The sequence below is a fragment of the Stenotrophomonas sp. 109824_Sma genome, assembly GCF_056480025.1.
Genome location: NZ_CM151078.1, coordinates 2,764,139 through 2,781,892, shown reverse-complemented (window position 1 = coordinate 2,781,892; position 17,754 = coordinate 2,764,139). Strand labels below are relative to the sequence as shown.

Annotated in this window: 17 protein-coding genes; 8 read left to right on the top strand and 9 right to left on the bottom strand. The window is 67.0% G+C overall.

Annotation, left to right across the window (positions count from 1 at the left end; all coding sequences use genetic code 11):
* Positions 1-142: 142 nt before the first annotated feature.
* The 4 genes from ACZK1G_RS13240 (at position 143) to ACZK1G_RS13225 (ending at position 4,684) form a co-directional block, all read left to right on the top strand.
* Positions 143-2,743 (top strand): ribonucleoside-diphosphate reductase subunit alpha, encoded by a 2,601-nt coding sequence (locus ACZK1G_RS13240; protein ID WP_424143765.1) that lies wholly within the window; start codon positions 143-145, stop codon positions 2,741-2,743.
* Between the two features lie 109 nt (positions 2,744-2,852).
* A complete protein-coding gene (locus tag ACZK1G_RS13235) occupies positions 2,853-3,893 on the top strand; it encodes a ribonucleotide-diphosphate reductase subunit beta (protein WP_101765632.1) in 1,041 nt (346 codons plus the stop codon).
* Between the two features lie 25 nt (positions 3,894-3,918).
* Entirely contained in the window at positions 3,919-4,386 is a 468-nt protein-coding gene (locus tag ACZK1G_RS13230) for a flavodoxin (protein ID WP_101766415.1), read from the top strand.
* Positions 4,358-4,684, top strand: a complete 327-nt coding sequence (locus ACZK1G_RS13225) for a thioredoxin family protein (protein WP_005409967.1) — start codon at positions 4,358-4,360, stop codon at positions 4,682-4,684. The genes ACZK1G_RS13230 and ACZK1G_RS13225 overlap by 29 nt, the downstream gene beginning before the upstream one ends.
* A 119-nt stretch (positions 4,685-4,803) precedes the next feature.
* Here ACZK1G_RS13225 and ACZK1G_RS13220 read toward each other — a convergent pair whose 3' ends face one another.
* Entirely contained in the window at positions 4,804-6,135 is a 1,332-nt protein-coding gene (locus tag ACZK1G_RS13220; protein WP_101765631.1) for an Nramp family divalent metal transporter, read from the bottom strand.
* Between the two features lie 117 nt (positions 6,136-6,252).
* Here ACZK1G_RS13220 and mntR point away from each other — a divergent pair, with 117 nt between their 5' ends.
* A complete protein-coding gene (mntR, locus tag ACZK1G_RS13215) occupies positions 6,253-6,723 on the top strand; it encodes a manganese-binding transcriptional regulator MntR (protein ID WP_101765630.1) in 471 nt (156 codons plus the stop codon).
* 40 nt (positions 6,724-6,763) lie between these two features.
* On the opposite strand, the gene ACZK1G_RS13210 is transcribed toward mntR, so the two are convergent.
* The 3 genes from ACZK1G_RS13210 to fabR form a co-directional block, all read right to left on the bottom strand.
* Positions 6,764-7,312, bottom strand: coding sequence for a thioredoxin-like domain-containing protein (locus ACZK1G_RS13210; RefSeq protein ID WP_101765629.1), 549 nt, complete (start codon positions 7,310-7,312; stop codon positions 6,764-6,766).
* Complete coding sequence (locus ACZK1G_RS13205) at positions 7,302-9,455, bottom strand: TonB-dependent receptor plug domain-containing protein (protein ID WP_101765628.1); 2,154 nt, start codon at positions 9,453-9,455, stop codon at positions 7,302-7,304. Before ACZK1G_RS13205 ends, ACZK1G_RS13210 begins: the two co-directional genes overlap by 11 nt.
* Positions 9,456-9,722: 267 nt before the next feature.
* Entirely contained in the window at positions 9,723-10,379 is a 657-nt protein-coding gene (gene fabR, locus ACZK1G_RS13200; protein WP_100472925.1) for an HTH-type transcriptional repressor FabR, read from the bottom strand.
* A gap of 92 nt (positions 10,380-10,471) precedes the next feature.
* On the opposite strand from fabR, the gene ACZK1G_RS13195 reads away from it, so the two are divergent.
* Complete coding sequence (locus tag ACZK1G_RS13195; protein ID WP_197622225.1) at positions 10,472-11,542, top strand: ferredoxin reductase; 1,071 nt, start codon at positions 10,472-10,474, stop codon at positions 11,540-11,542.
* Between the two features lie 11 nt (positions 11,543-11,553).
* The gene (locus ACZK1G_RS13190) at positions 11,554-12,702 is read left to right on the top strand and encodes a fatty acid desaturase family protein (RefSeq protein WP_075677930.1); all 1,149 of its coding nucleotides are present in this window, start codon (positions 11,554-11,556) and stop codon (positions 12,700-12,702) included.
* Positions 12,703-12,707: 5 nt separating this feature from the next.
* On the opposite strand, the gene ACZK1G_RS13185 is transcribed toward ACZK1G_RS13190, so the two are convergent.
* The 5 genes from ACZK1G_RS13185 to ACZK1G_RS13165 form a co-directional block, all read right to left on the bottom strand.
* A complete protein-coding gene (locus ACZK1G_RS13185; RefSeq protein WP_005409958.1) occupies positions 12,708-13,043 on the bottom strand; it encodes a tetratricopeptide repeat protein in 336 nt (111 codons plus the stop codon).
* Entirely contained in the window at positions 13,040-13,618 is a 579-nt protein-coding gene (locus tag ACZK1G_RS13180; RefSeq protein WP_101765626.1) for a flavin reductase family protein, read from the bottom strand. The genes ACZK1G_RS13185 and ACZK1G_RS13180 overlap by 4 nt, the downstream gene beginning before the upstream one ends.
* Positions 13,615-14,244 carry a superoxide dismutase gene (locus ACZK1G_RS13175; RefSeq protein WP_101765625.1) on the bottom strand — a complete coding sequence of 210 codons (630 nt, stop codon included), beginning with the start codon at positions 14,242-14,244 and terminating at the stop codon, positions 13,615-13,617. The genes ACZK1G_RS13180 and ACZK1G_RS13175 overlap by 4 nt, the downstream gene beginning before the upstream one ends.
* 398 nt (positions 14,245-14,642) lie before the next feature.
* A complete protein-coding gene (locus ACZK1G_RS13170) occupies positions 14,643-16,163 on the bottom strand; it encodes a thioredoxin family protein (protein ID WP_101765624.1) in 1,521 nt (506 codons plus the stop codon).
* Positions 16,164-16,262: 99 nt separating this feature from the next.
* Positions 16,263-16,742: a GNAT family N-acetyltransferase gene (locus ACZK1G_RS13165; RefSeq protein ID WP_101765623.1), complete on the bottom strand. Its 480-nt coding sequence runs from the start codon at positions 16,740-16,742 to the stop codon at positions 16,263-16,265.
* A 66-nt stretch (positions 16,743-16,808) separates the two neighbouring features.
* On the opposite strand from ACZK1G_RS13165, the gene ACZK1G_RS13160 reads away from it, so the two are divergent.
* Positions 16,809-17,744, top strand: a complete 936-nt coding sequence (locus ACZK1G_RS13160) for a TIGR03571 family LLM class oxidoreductase (RefSeq protein WP_101765622.1) — start codon at positions 16,809-16,811, stop codon at positions 17,742-17,744.
* Positions 17,745-17,754: the final 10 nt, after the last annotated feature.

Genomic DNA, 17,754 nt, shown 5'->3' with positions numbered 1-17,754 from the left:
GTCGACAAGGCGTCGCCACTGCAACACGGCATCCTGCGACGGATCGTCGCGTCATGTCGTGATTACCGCATCTTGTGTTGACGGCTCGAAACATCCCCACTATGTTGTGGCTGTCACTCCCGGTCAGCCGCCGCCGCCGGACATGCAGCAAACGTCCCGCGGCCCGCCCCTGAAGGCTTGCCGTGTCGACGCGGCCGCCATCGTGCGGACACAGGTCGCCCCCACGGCCCGGATACCGGCCGCAGGCGCAGGCGCATGCCGACGACCTGGTGTTCCCGCGCTTTGGCATCCCACCCCGATCGCCCCGTGCGCCGGTATCGCGTGCAGGGCTGCCACGGCATCGACGCCACCGCGCGTGCGAGCCTGGAGACGCAGGACCATGACCGACAACACCTACCGCGCGGCCGATCTGGCCGGCGCCGGCGACGCTTTGCGCGCTGGTGGCGAGCGCGTGCCGACCTGGATCACCAAGGAGGCCGGCAACCGCCGCCTGCCGTTCGATGCCGAGCGCCTGCAGCGCAGCATCGATGCGGTGCATGCCGAGTTCCCGCAGCTGGATGTGAGCGACTACCGCCGCGTGGTGCAGGCGATGGTCGAGCGCAAGCCGAGCATCAGCGCCGACGACCTGGTCGATCTGCTGATCCGCGAGGCCGAATCGCGCGTGGACCTGGTCGCGCCGGAGTGGGAGCAGTTCGCCGCGCGCATCTACCTGCGCCGTCTGTACAAGCGTGCCAGCCGCAACCGCTTCTACGACGTCAGCCTGAAGTACGGCTCCTACGTGGGCCTGCAGGAAAGCCTCGCCGACCGTGGCATCTACAGCAACGACATCCTGCGCTGCTATTCGAAGGAAGAGCTGCAGCAGGCCGGCGAGATGATCGACCCGGACCGCGACCGCCTGTTCGCCTACAACGGCCTGTACCTGCTGGCCACGCGCTACCTGGCCAGCGACCGCAGCCGCGAGGTCTATGAGCTGCCGCAGGAGCGCTGGCTGACCATCGCGCTGTACCTGATGCAGGAGGAAAAACCGCGCGAGCGGCGCATGCAGCTGGTCGGCGAGGCGTACTGGGCGCTGTCCAACCTGTACATGACCGTGGCCACGCCGACGCTGGCCAATGCCGGCAAGGTCGGCGGCCAGCTGTCCAGCTGCTTCATCGACACGGTGGACGACAGCCTGCAGGGCATCTATGACTCCAATACCGACATCGCGCGCGTGTCCAAGCACGGCGGCGGCGTTGGTGCCTATCTGGGCTACGTGCGCAGCAGCGGCGCGCCGATCCGTGGCGTGCCCAATTCCTCCGGCGGCGTGGTGCCGTGGATCAAGCAGCTCAACAACACGGCGGTGTCGGTCGACCAGCTCGGCCAGCGCAAGGGCGCGGTGGCGGTGTACCTGGACATCTGGCACCGCGACATCGAAGCCTTCATGGACCTGCGCCTCAACAACGGTGACCAGCGCCTGCGCGCGCACGATGTGTTCACCTCGGTCTGCGTGCCGGACCTGTTCATGGAAGCGGTCGAGCGCCGTGCCGACTGGTACCTGTTCGACCCGCACGAGGTGAAGCAGGCCAAGGGCTGGTACCTGCAGGACTTCTACGACGAGAAGCGCGGTGCGGGCAGCTTCCGCGACCGCTATGCCGAGCTGGTGGCCGATGAGCGCATCAGTCGCCGCACGGTGAAGGCCATCGATCTGTTCAAGCGGATCATGCTCAGCCAGCTGGAGACCGGCAACCCATTCCTGTTCTACCGCGACGAGGTCAACCGCCGGAACCCGAACAAGCACGCGGGCATGATCTATTCCAGCAACCTGTGCACCGAGATCCTGCAGAACATGAGCCCGACGCGGATGATCCAGGAGATCGTCAGCGGCGACCAGATCGTCACCACGCGCCGCGCCGGCGACTTCGTGGTCTGCAACCTGTCCTCGATCAACCTCGGCCGGGCGATCAGTGCGCCGGATGACCTGCTGGCCACCGATGTGCTGGAGCGCCTGATCCCGATCCAGGTGCGCATGCTCGACAACGTGATCGACCTCAACGCACTGCCGGTGCCGCAGGCCACGATCACCAACCGCAAGTACCGCGCCATCGGCCTGGGCACCTTCGGCTGGCACCACCTGCTGGCGCAGCAGGCGATCCAGTGGGACTCGCCGGATGCCGAACAGCTGGCCGACCGCCTGTACGAGCGCATCAACTTCCTGACCATCCAGGCCAGCGCGCAGCTGGCGAAGGAGAAGGGCAGCTACCCGATGTTCGCCGGCAGCGATTGGCACAACGGACGCTACTTCCGCGACCGCGACTACACCGGCGCCGCGTGGGACAGCCTGGCCCGCGAGGTCGCCACGCACGGCCTGCGCAACGGCTGGCTGCTGGCGGTGGCGCCGAACATGAGCACCGCGCAGATTGCTGGTTCCACCGCCTCGATCGATCCGATCTACAGCGCGTTCTACTACGAGGAAAAGAAGGACTTCCGGCGGCCGGTGGCCGCACCGGGGCTGTCGCTGGAAACCTGGCCGTACTACGAGAAGGGCGCCTACAAGGTCGACCAGTTCGCCAGCGTGCGCCAGAATGCGCGCCGCCAGCGCCATGTCGATCAGTCGATCAGCTTCAACCTGTACGTGCCCAGCACGATCCGCGCCAGCACGCTGCTGGATCTGCACCTGAGCGCCTGGCGCGAAGGCCTGAAGACCACCTACTACGTGCGTTCCAACGATATCGACATCAGCGAATGCGAGTGGTGCTCCAGCTGATCACCGGCGACCCACGGTAATGCCGGCCGCTGGCCGGCAACCCCGCGATCTACGGTAGTGCCGGCCGCTGGCCGGCAACACGATAGAAAGAGAACGAAGGCAGAAACCCATGGCAACCCCCCTCGACCGCATCAAGATCCTCGAACCGCGCCATCCCAATCGCAGCACCGGCATCATCAACGGCCAGACCAGCGGCATCCTCAACTGGAACGACATTCCTTACCCGTCCTTCTATCGGGCCTACAAGGAGCTGTCGACCAACTTCTGGATTCCCGACGAGGTCGACATGAAGCTGGACGCCCGCCAGTACGGCGAGCTCAACGCGCGCGAGAAGAACGCCTACGACTCGATCATCGGCCTGCTGGCCACGCTGGATTCACCGCAGACGCGCTTCATCTACAACGTGGCCGAGTACATCACCGACCCGGCCGCGCATGCCAATGCCGCGATCATCGGCCAGCAGGAAGTGATCCACAACGAGAGCTACAGCTACGTGCTGGCCTCGATCACCGACCTGCCGAACCAGAACCGCGTGTTTGAACTGGCGCGCACCCATCCGACCATCATCAAGCGCAACGCACCGATCATGGGCGCGTATGACGACTTCATGCGCGAGAAGACCGCTGAGACCCTGCTGAAGTCGCTGATCCAGTCCTCGATCCTGGAGGGCATCAACTTCTATTCCGGTTTTGCGTACTTCTACAACATGGTGCGGCAGAACCGCATGACCGGCACCGGCAAGATCATCAGTTTCATCAACCGCGACGAGCTGGCCCATACCAAGTTCATCAGCGAGCTGATCCGCGCCATCATCGGCGAGAACCCGGAGCTGCAGACCAACGAGCTGACCGCCTATGTGCACCAGGCGTTCGAGCACGCCATCGAACTGGAGACCCAGTGGTCGTCGGAAGTGCTGGACGGCATCGACGGCATCGATGTGGAGGAAATGACGCGCTATGTGAAGTACCGGGCCAACAAGATGGCCGGCATGCTCGGTATCGAGCGCCTGTACAGCGACACCACCGACAACGTGATGCCGTGGATCAAGGCCTACGCCGACAACTTCACCGAGACCAAGACCGACTTCTTCGAGATGCGCAATGCAAGTTACAAGAAGACCAACGTCGACAACGGCTTCGACGACCTCTGAGCCCGGCGCGGCGCTGAGCATCCTGCTGGTGGTGGCCTCGCTGAGCGGCAACACCCGCGAGCTTGGCCGGCAGATTGCCGAGCGTTGCCGTGCTGCGGGTCATGCCGTGCACTGGCAGGAGGCCGACGATCTGCGCCAGGCGCCACCCCTGGCGGCCGACGAGGCCGACCTGGTGCTGCTGGGCTGCTGGACCGACAACGCCGGCCGCACGCCGGCGGAGATGAAGGCGTGGGTGGCTGGCATCGCCGAGCGCGGCGAACGGCCACGGCAGCTGGCGGTGTTCGGCACCGGCGAAACGCAGTGGGGGCAGGAGTACTACTGCGGCGCCGTGCACCGGCTGATCCGCTACTTCCGCAGCGACTACCCGCCGCTGGAGATCGAACAGATGCCGCATGGCGAGCGCCATGCCGCGGCCATCGAGGCCTGGACCGACGCGATCCTGGCCCATTACTGGAGCAACACCGATGCAGATCATCGACGCCACCACGCCTGAGCAGTTCCAGCAGCTGCTGGCCGAACATCCGCGGGTGCTGGTGGACTTCCACAAGGACCAGTGCCCGGGATGCCGGATGCTGGAAATGTCGCTGCACCGCGTGGCCAACAGCGTGGCGGGGCAGGGCACCACCTTGCTGCGCGTGCAGCTGGAAGTACTGGGTGAGGCGTTCTTCAGGGAACTGGGGCTGCGGCAGACGCCGACGCTCTCGCTGTTCCGTGACGGCGACGAACGCACCCGCCTGGCCGGGTTCCAGTCGCCGCAGCAGATCGAGGCCGCGATCGCGTTGCATCTGTAGCGTGGAGATGCCGGGGTCGGATCCCTTGCCAGCGGCAAGGGCTCTGACCCCCACGCCGCGTAAAGTCATCCATGCATGGCGTGGATCTACTGGGGCAGGACCGACCCCGGCAATTGGCATCACCCGCCGCTGAAGGTATCCACCAGCAGCTTTACGTTCAACACCACGATCACCAGCGCGATCACCCAGGCGATCGCGCCCAGCCAGCGCGGTGCCACCAGCGCCCCCATCGTCACCTTGTCGGTGACGATCCGCACCAGCGGGATGATCGCGAACGGCAGCTGCATGGACAGCACCACCTGGCTCAGCACCAGCAGCTTCACCGCGCCCTGGTCGCCGAACAGCATGATCACCACCACCACCGGAATGATCGCCAGTGCACGCGTGATCAGTCGTCGCAGCCACGGTGGCAGGCGCAGGTGCAGGAAGCCTTCCATCACGATCTGGCCGGCCAACGTGGCCGTCACCGTCGAGTTCAGGCCGGAGGCCAGCAGCGCGATCGCAAACAGCGTCGCTGCCGCGCCGACGCCCAGCATCGGTGCCAGCAGCTGGTGCGCCTGCTCGATGTCTTCCACGTCGAATCGGCCATTGGCATGGAACACCGCCGCCGCCAGGATCAGGATGCTGGCGTTGATGAACAATGCGAGGGTCAGCGCAATGGTGCTGTCGGTCACCGCCCAGCGCAGCGCGCTGCGGCGGCCTTCATCGGTACGCGGATAGGCGCGGGTCTGCACGATGGACGAATGCAGGTACAGGTTGTGCGGCATCACCGTGGCGCCGATGATGCCGATCGCGATGTACAGCGCATGCGGATCGGTCACCACCTGTGCGCGCGGTATGAAGCCGCCCAGCACCGCCATCACCGGCGGCGCCGCCATCGCGATCTGCACCACGAAGCACGCGAAGATCACCATCAGCAGCGCGATCACGAAGGCTTCCAGTGCACGGAAACCTCGGTTCATCAGCAGCAGCACCAGCAGCGTGTCCAGCGCAGTGATCACCGCGCCCCACAGCAGCGGCAGGTCGAACAGCAGCTTCAAGGCGATCGCAGTGCCGATCACCTCGGCCAGGTCGCAGGCGATGATCGCGGCCTCGCACAGCGCCCACAGCGCCAGGTTCACCGGCTTCGGGTAACGCGCGCGGCAGGCCTGCGCCAGGTCCATGCCGGTGGCGATGCCGAGCCGCGCCGACAGCGCCTGCAGGATCACCGCCATCAGGTTGGAAATGAGGATGACCGACAGCAGCAGGTAGCCGAAGCGCGAACCGCCGGCGAGGTCGGTGGCCCAGTTGCCCGGGTCCATGTAGCCGACCGAGATCATGTAGCCCGGGCCGAGGAAGGCCAGCAGGCGGAACCACCAGTGTCCCTTGTCGGGCACCGCGACCGAGCCGTTGAGCGCACCGAGGCTGGCCGGAGTGGAGGCCGAAGGGTCGCGGGGCGCCAGGGTGTTCATGGGTCCGAATATAGCTCCTGCTATAGTCATTAGCAATGTGAAACAATCGTCTTTATCGCGTTACTGGTCCAGAATTCAGGTTCAACACCGGAGTACACCGGAAGGACAGGCGCAGGCGTGGGCAAGACCGACGATTCGACATCGCTGAAAAGCACCCCCTTGATCGAGGCCGAGCGCCAGGTCGAGAGCTTCCGGCAGGTACGCGAGGCGCACCGGATGGAGCTGGTGGAGGACTATGTCGAGCTGATCTCGGACCTGCTGGCCGACGGCGGCGAGGCCCGCCAGGTCGACATCGCCACCCGCCTGGGCGTGGCCCAGCCCACCGTGGCGAAGATGCTGCGGCGGCTGGCCCGTGATGGCTGGGTGGTGCAGCGGCCGTACCGAGGCGTGTTCCTGACCTCGGAAGGCGAGGCGCTGGCGCATGCCAGCCGCCAGCGTCATCAGACCGTGGAGCGTTTCCTGCTGGCGCTGGGCGTGGACCCGGATACCGCACGGCGTGATGCCGAGGGTATAGAACACCATGTAAGCGAGCAGACGCTGGCGCTGTTCGAAGCGTTCGTGCGCAAGGCGGAGGGCGGGGCGCCGTAACGGTTGCGTCGGGCCATGCCCGGCGGCATTTCGCGCGATCCTACAATCCAGGCGGGCAGCGTGCGTGCTGCTGCGCGCACGCGCGTTTCGTCCATTCCTTCAACACCGGCTGCAGGCCATCGTAGCGGCGCCCGTGCCAGCCATTGGCAAGTACATTTCCGTCGGCATCAATCAGCACCAGGTTCGGTGGTGCCATCCCGGCCAAGGCCTGCAGTGCCGGCATGCGCGCGGCGCGGCGCGGGTCCAGCACCGGCCACGGCATGTCCTGTGCGTGCATGTAACGGCGCAGTGCGGCCTCGCTTTCATCCAGGCTGACGTACACCACCTCGGTATCGGCGCCGGCCTCGCGCAACGCATCACGCACGCTGCGGAGGGTGGGCACGAAGGCATGGCAGGGCGCGCACCAGTCGGCGCCGAAGTACAGTGCAACCAGTTTCGGTGGCGGCGACCACTGCATCGGCCGCAGCGAGCGCTGTTCCGGCCGCATCAGCGAGGCCGAGACCTGCGCATGCAGGTCCGCAGCCATCGCCGGTGCGGCCAGCAGCACGGCACAGGCCAGCAATAACGCTCGATGCAGCTCAGAACGCATAGCGCAGGTTGACGTACCACGAGCGCGCGAAACGCGGCCCGTAGACATAGTCGCTGTCGCGCAGCGCGCCCACTTCCAGATCCTTCTGTCGCTGGTCGAAGACGTTCTTGACGCCTGCGGCCACCGACACTTCCTGCTGCGCCTGCGCGCCGATGTGACGGTGCCAGCGCGCACCGAGGTCGGTGACCAGGAATGGCCGCGTGCGGTGCAACTCGCCCAGCCGGTTGTTCAGCACCGACATCGGGCCCGTGTGGCGCAGCGCGACGAAGGTCTCCCACGGTTCGGCGGGCATCCAGCTGAGCTGGGCCAGGCCGGTCCAGCGTGGGGTCTTCAGGTAGTCGCGGCTTTCGATCACGGTGTCGCCACCGTCGCCGGTGTCGTCGAAGATGCGCTGCGGTTCGCGGAAGCGCGAGCGATACCACGAGGCACCGGCGGTCAGGCGCCACTGCGGCGAAGGTTGCCAGCCGAGGTTGGTTTCCGCGCCCAGCACATTGGAGCCGGAGGCGTTGTAGCGCAGTTGGCTCAGTTGCCCGTCATCGCCGCGCTGGATCTCGCCCAGTGCGAAGGTGTCGCGGATACGGGCGTAAGAGGCGGTGGCATCCCAGCTCCAGACCGGATTGGCCGGGTCCGAACGCCAGTCGAAGCCGAACAGAGTGGTCAACGCGCGCTCTTCCTTCAGGCCGTCGATGTTGCGCACACGCACCTGTTCGCCACCCAGGGTATCGACATGCACGTCCTCGACGAAGATCTCCGGCGCACGGAAGCCAGTGGCAACGCCTGCCCGCCACTTCAGGTTCGGCGTGGCCTGCCAGGCCAGCGCGATGCGCGGCGAGAACACCGCGTTGTCCAGCTCCGAGCTTTTGTCCACGCGTGCGCCCAGCACCAGGTCGACGTTGTCGCGCAGGCTCCATTCGTCCTGGATGAAGGCGCCCAGATTGTGGAAAGTGGCATCCTCCAGCACCGCCAGGCGCTGCCCGTCACCGGTGCGGTTGTCGTCGCGCAGCGCTTCGTGCTTGTACTGCACGCCGAAGGCCAGCGCGTGCGCGCCAAGCCGCCAGTTCAACTGGCTGTCGATGTAGTGCAGCGGGTTGTGGGTGCGGCCGTACTGGCGCCATGAACGCGAGGCCGCGCTGCCGGCCACGTTGGGGTCCAGCTGCGACGGGTCATAGCCGGGCGCGGACGGATCGGTGACCACATCACCCAGACCGCCATAGAAGCTGTCACGGTCGATGTCGGCGAAGGCGTAGGCCAGGCGGAAGTCGACGTCGGCATTGATCTCCTGGTCCCACGACACGCTGCCGCGCCGGTACTTCGTATCCAGCGATTCGGCGATGTTGGCCAGGTACTCGGGCTGGTCCAGGCGGTTGCCGCCGCGGCGGGTTTCATCGGTCACCTGCAGGTCCAGGCGCAGCCGCGTGCCCGGCGTGGGCGCATACCAGGCCTGCAGCCCGCCGACCTTGAGGTTCTTGCGGGTGATCTCGGTGTAGCCGTCACCGTTGTAGTCGATGCCGCTGTTCCAGTTGCGCTGGGCGATCACTGACAGGCCAGCGTCTGCGTCCTTGGCCACCAGGTCCAGCCGTACGTCGGCGTTCTTCTGCGGTGTGCCCTTCAGGACATCCACGCCGGCCTGCACATGGCCACCGCTGCGCGCCGGCAGCGGCGGGATCAGGTTGATCACACCGGCAACCGCGCCTGGGCCGTACAGCGCCGACCCGCCGCCCTTGACCACTTCGATGCGGTCGACGAACCCGGCCGGGATCTGTTCCAGGCCGTACACGCTGCCCAGCGTGGACAGCAGCGGGATGCCATCGAACAGCAACTGGTTGTAGGCACCGGGCAGGCCCAGCAGCTGCACTTCACTGGTGTTGCAGTTCTGGCAGTTGCTCTCCACGCGCAGGCCGTTGATCAGCTCGGCGGCACGCGAGAAGTCGGTGGCCGCGCGCAGCGCGATGTCTTCCTTGCGCAGCACTTCGGTGCGGATCGGCACGTCCGACAGCAGGCGTTCGCTGCGGGTGGCGGTGCTGACTTTTACCTGCACCCGATCCAGTTCGGTCGGTTTCGGGGTGGCTGCGACTGTGGGCAGTGGCAGGGTGAGGGCAATGGCGGCAGCCAGTGGCAGGCGGCGAAGGAGGGAAACGGGCATGAGGCGTCGTCCTTGGGGAGGGAGGGCGGCGAGGGCGACCTGGCTGGCGCATATGAAAGCAGTGGCTTATCAATATAGCAAGAGCTATATAACGAAGCCGCAGCAATTCGGTGAGGAGCGCCCATCCAGGTGGATCATGCGTTTGTTATAACATTACATAGAAGAGCCGCAACCCTGCCGGTGGTCATGCACGGAGGATGGCGTTGCCGTGTGGTGCAGGGAGGTGGGGTCAGAGCCCTTTCCTTTGGAAAGGGATCCGGGCAATCGTCAGCCGCGGCGGAACGCGGCGGGGGTACGCGCGCCGACGATGATCATGCGGATCATCGTGGAGATCTGCTCGACCAGCTCCGGATCCTTTTCCGGCGGCAGGTCCATGGCGGTGGCGCCCATCGCGAACACCAGCCGGGTGATGGCCTTGGCCACCAGTTCCGGCGCATGCAGGACCGCGCCGTCCAATGCAGCCAGGCGCACCAGGTCGTGCTGCAGCTCTTCCTCGAAGTAGTGCAGCTCGCGTTCGACCGCGTGCTTGAAGTCGTCCGAGCCGACCGCGCCCTCGCGCAGCAGCACGTGCAGCAGCTTGTCGTCGGCGCGCAGCTGCTCCATGAAGGTTTCCACCGAGACCCGCACCACGCTGCTGGCGGTGGAGGTGGCACGCTGGCGGGCCTCGCCGATGATGGTGCGCAGCGAGCGGCCAGCCGCATCGATCAGCGCCACGGCCAGTTCGTCCATGTCGCGGAACTGCCGGTAGAAGCTGTTCGGCGCGATGCCGGCCTCACGTGCCACTTCGCGCAGGCTGAGCGTGGACAGGCTGCGGTGCGGCCCGATCAGTTTCAGGGCGGCGGCCAGCAGATCCTCGCGGCTCACCGTACGGCGGGCCGGGCTGTTGGCATCTTCGGGCGTCGACAGGGCGGTGGCAGCGGCCATGGGGGTTCCGGTGGGGCGAGGCTGAATCATACCCAATCCGGTTCAATATACACATGTATACACAGGTGTATGTGCGCCCGTATAGTTCGCCCATGAGCGCTGTCGTCCGTCCGTCCCTGTTCTCTCCTTACCGCTGGGTCTCGCCGTCGCTGTTCGATTTCTGGGCGGGCCAGCTCAATCCCCTGTGGACCCTGCGCGAGCCTGTGGCCCGCCTGGTCCGCCGCGAGCCGGCCGGCGAGGGCGCGGCAACCCTGGTCCTGCGCACCAACCGGCACTGGGCCGGCATGCGCGCCGGCCAGCACGTCACCCTGGGCGTGGAGATTGAAGGACGCCTGTGGCAGCGCAGCTACAGCCCCACCGCACTTGGCCCGCGCGAGCTGGCGATCACCGTCAAGGCGGTCGACGGCGGCCGGGTCAGCCAGCACCTGGTCAACCATGCGCAGCCGGGCGAGCTGTTCCGCCTCGATGCCGCCTTCGGTGAATTCCATATGCCGGCCGCGGCGCCGGTGCTGCTGCTGGCGGCCGGCAGTGGCATCACGCCGATGCGCAGCCTGTTGCGCGAAGCCTGCCAACGCCCGCTGGCCGCCCCGGTGGATCTGTTCTACTGGGAGCGCAGCGCTGCCCACCTGCAGTTCCGTGATGAGCTGCAGGCATTGGCCGCCAGCCAGCCGAACCTGCGTGTGCACCTGCTGACCACCCGCGAAGGCGATGTACCCGCCGCACGCATCGATGCCCACGACCTGCAGGTGGCCGGCGATGACACCCCGCTGGCGCAGCGCCATGTACTGGCCTGTGGCCCGGATGGATTCGTTGCCGCCGCGCGCGAACGCCTGGCGCACCAGGTCGCCGGTTTCCAGGCAGAAGCGTTCACTCCGCCGGCACCGCTGCGTGACGCCAGCAGTGAAGGGGAGGTGGTGCTGACGCTGGCGCGCAGTGGCCGCCAGCTGAGCGTGCCGCGTGGCAGCTCGTTGCTGGAAAGCCTGGAAGCCCATGGCATCAAGCCCAAGCATGGCTGCCGCATGGGCATCTGCAACACCTGCAGCTGTGACCGCGTCAGTGGCGCCACCCGCCACCTGCGTACCGGCGACCTGCAGTCCGAATCGGCACAGCCGGTGCGGATCTGCGTGAGCGCACCGACCACCGACCTGACCCTGGATCTCTGAGGACGCCTGCCATGACCCGCGCTACCGACCGTGCCCTGAGTACTGCCGAGATGCATGCCTTCGGTGAGGAACTCGACGCGATCCGCGACCGTGTGATCGGCAGCCTCGGCGCCTCCGATACCCGCTACATCCGCCGCGTGGCCGCTGCCGTGCGCTGGTTCGGCGTGGGGGGCCGTGGCCTGCTGTTCCTGGCGGCGTTCTCGCCGCTGTTCTGGATGCCGCTGCTGTGGCCGGCCGCGATCACCGGCACGCTGCTGCTGGCGCTGTCGAAGATCCTGGAGAACATGGAGCTGGGCCACAACGTCATGCATGGCCAGTTCGACTGGACCGGCGACCCCAAGCTCAACGGCAATACCTACGAGTGGGACATCGTTGCCACCGCCGACAACTGGCGCAAGACCCACAATTTCCGCCACCACACCTACACCAACGTGCGTGGCATGGACGATGACATCGGCTACGGCCTGCTGCGGATCTTCCCGGAGCAGCGCTGGAAGCCGTTCTACCTGCTGCAGCCGATCATCGCGCCGATCTTCGCACTGCTGTTCCAGTGGGGCGTGGCCGCGCAGGACCTGCGCCTGGGCCGCTGGCTGAAGGGCCGCATGAGTGCCCGTGCGATGTGGCTGCAGACCCGCCCGGTGGCGCGCAAGATGCTGCGCCAGGTGCTGAAGGACTACGTGTTCTTCCCGCTGCTGGCCGGCCCGTTCTTCCTCACCGTGATGCTGGGGAACCTGGTTGCCAACGGCCTGCGCAACATCTGGACCTACGTGATCATCTTCTGCGGCCACTTCACCGCCGAATCGGAAACCTTCCCGAAGGAATGCCTGCGCAATGAATCGCGCGGCCACTGGTACCTGCGCCAGCTGCGCGGTTCGTCCAACATCAGCGGCGGCTTCCTGATCAACGTGCTGTCGGGCAACCTCAGCCACCAGATCGAGCACCACTTCTATCCAGACCTGCCGGCCAACCGCTATGCGGCCATCGCCAAGGAAGTGAAGGACATCTGCCGCCGCTACGGCCAGCACTACAACAACGGCTCGCTGCCGCGCCAGTTCGGCCAGGTGGTCTGGCGCATCCTGCGCCACGCATTCCCGAGCAAGCCGCGCCGCCTGCCGATGTCGGACATCATGTCCGCACCGGCATCGGCCAACGCGGGCTGATCGACTCAGCCCGCTTTCGCCAGGTCCGCCTGCTCGCGGTCCAGGCGTCGCAGGAACACCTGCATTTCCTTGCGTGCCTGCTGGTCGCCCTTGCTGCCGGCCACGCTCAGCCCGCGCTGCCATGCTTCGCGCGCGGCCTGCGGCTGGCCACTGGCCAGCCAGGCCTTGCCGAGCAGCTTCCACGCCGCTGAATACTGCGGATCAAGCACCACGCAACGGCCAAGATGGGTCGCCGCACGCACCGGGTTGCCGGCATCCAGCCAGCCTTTGCCCAGGCCGAAGCGCAGCAGCGCGCCGTCCTTGCCGGCGGCGAGCATGCATTCCAGAGCCTCGATGTTCATCCGCGCACCTCCACCAGCAGTTCGGCCGGTCCGGGCTGGAAACGGCCGCGATGGAACAGCAGCGGCGCACCGCCGTTCTCGTGTACCTCGATGATGCGACCGGCCAGCAGCAGGTGATCACCCACCGGCCACTGCGCGTGGCGGGTACAGGTGAGATGGGCCACCGCACCGGCGATGCGCGGTGGTGCGTCTTCGTCGTCGTCCAGCAGTGGCAGATCGTCGAAGCGGTTGCGTACCTGCGGATCGGCGAAGCGCCGTGCCAGTGCTTCCTGGTCGGCCGCCAGCACGCTGATCGCAAAGCGGGTGGCGCGCTGGAAGGTGGACAGGCTCTGCGCGTGCAGCGCCAGGTTCCACAACACCAGCGGCGGCTGCAGCGACACCGGCACGAACGAGTTGATGGTCAGGCCGACCGGTTTTCCCTGCGCATCGCGTGCGCAGACGATGGCGACGCCGGTCGGGAAATGGCCGAGCAGCCGCCGCAATGCACGCGGCGGCATCTCGACCGACGGCACCGGGGCCGGAGCGGGGAAGACCCCCGCCCACGGCCCGGCGTACGGCAGTGTCTCGCCGCTCATGAGGCCCGGGCCTGGCGGTAGCGCCGGCCGACCTCGGCCCAGTTGATGATGTTGAAGAAGGCGCCGATGTAGTCCGGGCGACGGTTCTGGTAGTGCAGGTAGTAGGCGTGCTCCCAGACGTCCAGTGCGAGGATCGGGGTATTGCCGGACAGGCCGACGGCTGCACCCATCAGCGGGCTGTCCTGGTTGGCACTGCTTTCCACCTGCAGGCCGCCATCACGATCGCTGGTCAGCCAGGCCCAGCCACTGCCGAAACGGGTCTGCGCAGCCTTGGTGAAGGCGTCCTTGAAGGCATCGAAACCGCCGAGGTCACGATCAATGGCCGCGGCCAGCTCGTCATCGGGCGCGCCGCCGTTGGTGCTGAGCACGGTCCAGAACAGGCTGTGGTTGGCGTGGCCGCCGCCGTTGTTGCGGACCGCGCCGCGCTGCGCCTCGGGCACGGCATCGAGGTTGGCGATCAGCGCCTCGACCGGTTGTTCGGCGATGCCGGCCTGCTCGATGGCGGCATTGAGGTTGTTGACGTAGGTCTGGTGGTGCTTGCTGTGATGGATTTCCATCGTGCGCGCATCGAAATGCGGCTCGAGGGCGTCATAGGCGTAGGGGAGCGGGGGGAGCGAGTACGACATCGAAGCAATCTCCGTGGGGAAGGCCAGGGGGTTGGCCGTGCGGAGATCGTTATCGCACCTCAACATTGGTTTAGGTCAATAGATCAAGAGGTCAAGACGGAGGCATGGTAGTGCCGGCCGCTGGCCGGCATTCAGCGACGGTCGGGTTGCCGGCCAGCGGCCGGCACTACCAGAACCCGCTTTCCGAACCCTCACCGGCGCGCTGATGCGCTGCCCGCGCTCGCAGGAAACTGTCAGGAGGGGGCGGGGGCCGCTGGACAGGACCGTTGGCGCCAAGGATGGCGCCATCGAGCACCATGGAGGGGCTTTTTCGTGTCCTGGCCAGCGGCCCCCGCCCCCTCCCACACGGATCAACAAAAGCGCCGGCCGGCGAACCAGCCGCCAGCGCTTTCATCAACTCAGCTCAACCAGTCCTTACAGGCGCCATCCACCTGGTCACCGCACGCCTGCTGCATCCGCTGCTGCAGCCGTGCCAGCGTCTCCGCACCCTGGTGCTTGCTGCTCCACGCCTTCAACTGCCCGGCCAGGCGCTCGAAGCGCTGGCGGGTGCGCTGGTGATAGCCCGAAGGCTGTGCTTCCAGTTCGGCGATCAGCGAGGCGGTAGCCTGCTCGATGCGCGGCGCATCGTCCGGCGCCAGCCTGAGCAGGCCCTCCACGTACAGCACGCCCCACTGCACGCGCGTCGCGGGGCCCTGCGCACCATCGTAGGCGCGCTTCAGCCACTCCAGCGCCCCGGCGGTGTCGCCACGCTGCTCGGCCAGTTCGGCCAGCTCGGGCATGTAGTAGTACGGCTGCTCGCTGCGCTTCAGTTCGGCCAGTAGCAGGGCCTCGGCACCGGCGTCGTCACCGACCTCGCGCAATGCGTACACCGCGCTGCTGATCGTGGCCTGGCGTGCATGCGCATCGGTGGCGGCGGCATCGGCCGCGGCCACGCGCTGCTTGACCCGCTCCACGAGTGCTGCGGGCAACGCGCCCTTCGGTTGCTGCTGGCGGGCCAGCGAAACGTCGGTCAGCGCGCGCGACAACGCATCGTCGGCGCGGTCGCCGCGTTCGGCATCTGCCCGCTCCAGTGCAACCAGCAGCTGCTGCCCCAGCGTGTTGGACGTGGCCGGGCCCGCGCTGGCCCGCTTTACGAGCTTGGCGCCGGCATAGCCCAGCAGCTCGCGGTTGCGACGCACCTCTGCAGGTTGCGCCAGCACGGCCTGCAGCAGCTCGCGCACTTCGGTGGGCGAGGCATCGGGCTTTTCGGCTGTAGCCAGGGCCAGCAGCGCGAAACGGCGCTGCAGGGCGGCGTCGGGTGCGGCCTTGGACAGCTGGCGCAGCACGTCCTGGCTGTTTCGCTCGCCGGCCAGGCGGTTGGCGTCGACCTCCCAGCCGTAGTCGCCAAGCACCTGCCAGTCTTCGGCGGCCAGTCGGTCCGGCGTTGCCAACGCGGTGGCCAGGGTGGCAGCAACAGCACTGCGGCGGCCTGCGGCCACGGTCAGGGCCCGGGTCAGTTCGGCGGCGTCATTGCCACCGGCGACGCGGGTGATTTCGTTGCGTTGCGGGTCCAGCACGATCAGCGTCGGGTAGCCGCGTACGCCGAAGCGCTCGCCCCAGGCCTGCGCACCTTCCTCGTCGCCATCCAGGTAGACCGGCACGAACTTGCTGGTCAGCGCGATGAACGCCGGGTCCTTGAACAGGCCGGCCTTGAGCTGGTTGCACGGCGGGCACCAGACCGCGCCCCAGTACAGCAGCACCGGCTTGCCGCTGTCGGCGGCCTCGGCGAAGGCATCGTCGACGTCACCCTGGCGCCAGGCGATGGAGCTGGCCGGCGCGGGCGCCTCGGCGGAACTGGCGGTGGAAACCGGGGCCGGAGTGCAGGCGCTCAGCGCCGAAGCCAGCAGCAACACGGAAAGCGCGACGCGCATCGGCAGCATCTCGAAGGGCGGGGTGACAGGCCATTGTAGGAACGGCCGGCGCAGGTGCTGATTCAGTTTGCTTATATCGGACACGTTGCAGGGAATGTGGGCCGGAGGTCAATGCGGACCAGGGGCTGCCCCTGCCGAAGGCGGCGCCGCCCGCACCATCTGCTGGTACACCAACCCGTTGAACTCGCCGACTTCGCCATCCAGCACGAAGCCATAGCGCAGGTAGGTCGGCACCGCATTGAGCGAGGCACGCACGGTCAGCATCGGTTCGCGCACCTGCGGCAGCACCGCCTCGAACAACGCATGGCCGATGCCCTGGCCCTGGCAGGCGGGATCGACGAACAGCATCGCCAGGTGCCGGCCCTCCTTCAGCTCGACCACGCCGACCACGCGCGCATCCTGCTCGGCCACCAGGATGTGGTTGTCACCCTGCAGGCGCGCAGCGAACGCATCGGCTGCAGCGACACTGCCGAAGGTGGCGATGCCGGCCGCGCCGAGCGACGGTGCCACTGCCTCGTTGAACGCGGCCAGGCACACCGCACTGATCGCAGGCAGGTCATCGACATGAGCGGGGCGGATCTTCGGCATGCAGCGTTCTTCCTGTGGTGTGTGGCGTGTCATCGTCGCCGGGTACCTGCACGCTAAGCTGGTGGCATGAGTGAATTCAATCCCGCCTACGCATCGTTGTTTCCGCAACAGGGACTGAGCCTGGGCCTGATGACGCCCGTTGCGGCGCACGGGCTGGCCGATCCGCGCGAGGCGCGGCGCATCGCACGGCTGGCCGACGATCTTGGCTTCGCCGCGTTGTGGACGCGCGACGTGCCGCTGATGGTCCCACAGGGACCAGACGCGACAGCGAGTGCACTGGACGATCCGTTCCTGTGGCTGGGCATGCTGGCGGCCGCGACCGGGCGCATCGTGGTCGGCAGCGCAGCGATCGTGCTGCCGTTGCGCCAGCCGTTGCAGGTGGCGAAGTCGGCACTGAGCCTGGACCGGATCAGTGATGGGCGCTTCGTGCTGGGCCTGGGTTCGGGTGACCGCCCAGAGGAGTTCGCCGCGTTCGGCGAGGACCTGGAGGGCAGGGCGGCGACCTTCCGTGAGCGTTGGTCGTTGCTGCGCGCGGCGCTGTCCCCCGATACGAACGAACGGGCGACCGTGCTGGAGGCGACCGGCGGCTTCGATGTGCTGCCCGCGCCGGCCACGCGCATCCCGATGCTGGTGGTGGGCACGGCACGGCAGAGCCTGCAGTGGATCGCGCGCGAAGCCGAGGGCTGGGCCACCTATCACCGCGAGGAAGCTGCGCAGGAGGGACGGATCGGCCTGTGGCAGCAGGCGCTGGTGCAGCGCGGTGGGCCAGGCAAGCCGTTCGTGCAGTCGATGCTGCTGGACCTGCAGGCCGATCCGCAGGCGCCGGCCGAGCCGCTGCCGCTGGGCCTGAAGGTGGGCCGCGATGGCCTGCGTGACTACCTGCTGCGCGTACATGCGCAGGGCGTGGCACATGTGATGTTCAATCTGGTCGACAACGGGCGGCCGATGGATGAAGTGCTGCGCGAGATCGGCGAGCAGGTTCTGCCGCATATGCTCCGGTAGGTGTCCACCT